General features: G+C 56.4%; 2 protein-coding genes and 1 pseudogene. 1 reads left to right on the forward strand and 2 read right to left on the reverse strand.

What is annotated here, in order from left to right; genetic code table 11:
* Together ACXJ5O_RS25425 and ACXJ5O_RS25430 are read right to left on the reverse strand one after the other, a co-directional pair.
* A pseudogene (locus ACXJ5O_RS25425) lies at nucleotides 1-648 on the reverse strand (hypothetical protein); the annotation flags it as partial.
* Between the two features lie 322 nt (nucleotides 649-970).
* On the reverse strand, nucleotides 971-1,435 hold the full coding sequence (locus ACXJ5O_RS25430; protein ID WP_457302332.1) for an Lrp/AsnC family transcriptional regulator: 465 nt from the start codon (nucleotides 1,433-1,435) through the stop codon (nucleotides 971-973).
* A 104-nt stretch (nucleotides 1,436-1,539) separates the two neighbouring features.
* Here ACXJ5O_RS25430 and ACXJ5O_RS25435 point away from each other — a divergent pair.
* A partial coding sequence (locus tag ACXJ5O_RS25435; protein WP_457302333.1) for a LysE family translocator occupies nucleotides 1,540-1,978 on the forward strand: 439 nt, incomplete at its 3' end.

Below are 1,978 nucleotides of genomic sequence, written 5' to 3' on the forward strand. Positions count from 1 at the left end.
GGTAATGCCGCGGGATTTGATGCTTGAAAATCCCAGCACCCACTGATCGCCGCATTCGCTGATGCGTGCCCGGAATGCGRCCTGAGCGGGAGACAGAGGCTTGCCATCTGCCGACGTCTGTGCCTTGGCCACCTGTGTCTTCGTTGTTTTGCTGGTGGCAGCCTTCGTGGGTGCCGGTTCGTCAGGAACGGTCGCATCCGAATTGTCCGATTTCAGGCTGTCGCTGCAGGCAGAAAGGAACTGCGGCCACTTCTGGCCATTGAGCGTGCCCGCCGTTTTGGCAGCCTGATACTGTGTGCTGCATTCCTTGGTGACGGCTTTTGCCGACATCCCGCCGCTGGTGGTTGCAGTCGCCGTTTGCGTCGTCTTGGCCGGTTTTGTAGCGGTATCCTTTGCCGTCTTTTTGGCCGGCGTCTTTTCGKCGGGCGCGGCTGCCGCTGCACMATCGTCGGTCTTCAGCTTCGCGCTGCAAGCTGACAGAAAGTCCGGCCATTTCTGGCCTTTGAGCGTACCAGCCTCCTTGGCAGCTTGATACTGTGTGCTGCACGTCTTGGTAACGGATTGTGCAGATGCCGGGAGCGTGAGAAATGCCAGGCCAGCGCCGGCAATCACCGTCGCGGCGAGTATGTTGAAACGAAACTGGTTCATCGTGATCTTCCTTGCGATAGTGTACGCGTTTCCCCCGGGGACGCACCATGCGTTCCGGTTGGCAATGCCGCGATGCGCCCGTCCCTTTGGATAAAATGTCGAGTTGAGGCATTCCTCCGAAGCCATCGCTTCGAAAGTTGCACCTGGATTGTGTGAAAATGTCTTGGGTTTAGCAATTCTGCAGGTGAATGACGCATCAGGTTAACCCGTGTCAGCGATCGACGGCATTGCCAAGGTCAGAATGCCGCGTTCATCTTTTGATTGCAAGCACGGATATAGCGCTACCGTAAGTATCAGGCTGCGCGGGTTGGATGCCGGAATATCATAGTGGTAGAGTGTAGGTCTGCTTCACGATCTGACTGGGCACGTCGGTTTTGACATTCTGAATTCCATTTTTCCGCGTCAGGTGCGCGGCCTGGAAGCGCCGGTAGTCATCCAGATCGGCTACGACCACGCGCAGCAAGGCGTCACTCTCCCCTAGCATGATGTAGCACTCCATTACTTGGGGGAGCTGCTTCATTGCGTCCATGAAGTGATCGATGGTTTCGGCATCCTGTGCCGTCAACCAGACCCGCGCGAACATCGACAGACTGAGGCCGATCTTCGCTGCATTGAGAACCGCCACATAGCGATCGATAATCCCGGCCTCCTCCAGGAGCTTGACCCGGCGCAAGCAGGGCGAGGGTGACAGGCCCACCTCTTTGGCAAGCTCCACATTCTGCAACCGTCCATCGCGTTGCAGGGCGCGAAGGATACGCCGATCTATATCATCCAATTTTGTTGGCATGTGATGCTAACTTTCTGGCCCATGAAGACTCCAATGCCAAATCTAGGTCTCTTAATGGCATCTTCGCAACCAAATTGCGAAACCGCTGTCCTATGATTCCAATCATGGAAACAGGAACAATGATTTTCTTCACCGCAACCGTGCTGCCCTTGATATGCACGCCCGGCCCCGACATGCTCTTTGTGGGATCGCAAGCTTTGGCGGGTGGAGCATCCGCTGGCTTGCGTTCGACCGCAGGCATTTGCCTTGGTTATATAGTTCATTCCGCCCTCGCCGCCGTCGGGGTCGCTGCGATAATCGCCGCATCCCCGACGCTGTTCGAGGCGTTGCGTTGGCTGGGTGTTACGTATCTGATTTATCTGGCTTTCCAGCTTATGCGATCTGCGGTGAAGGCAGGGCAGATCACCCTTTCGGCCGTACCGACCAACGGCCAGCTTTGGCGGGGATTTCTGACTGCGTTCCTCAATCCCAAAGGCATGATGATCTATTTTGCGATCCTGCCGCAATTCATGCAGCATGGCGGAAGCATTCCTCTACAGGCGC

This window comes from Phyllobacterium sp. P5_D12, assembly GCF_054049495.1.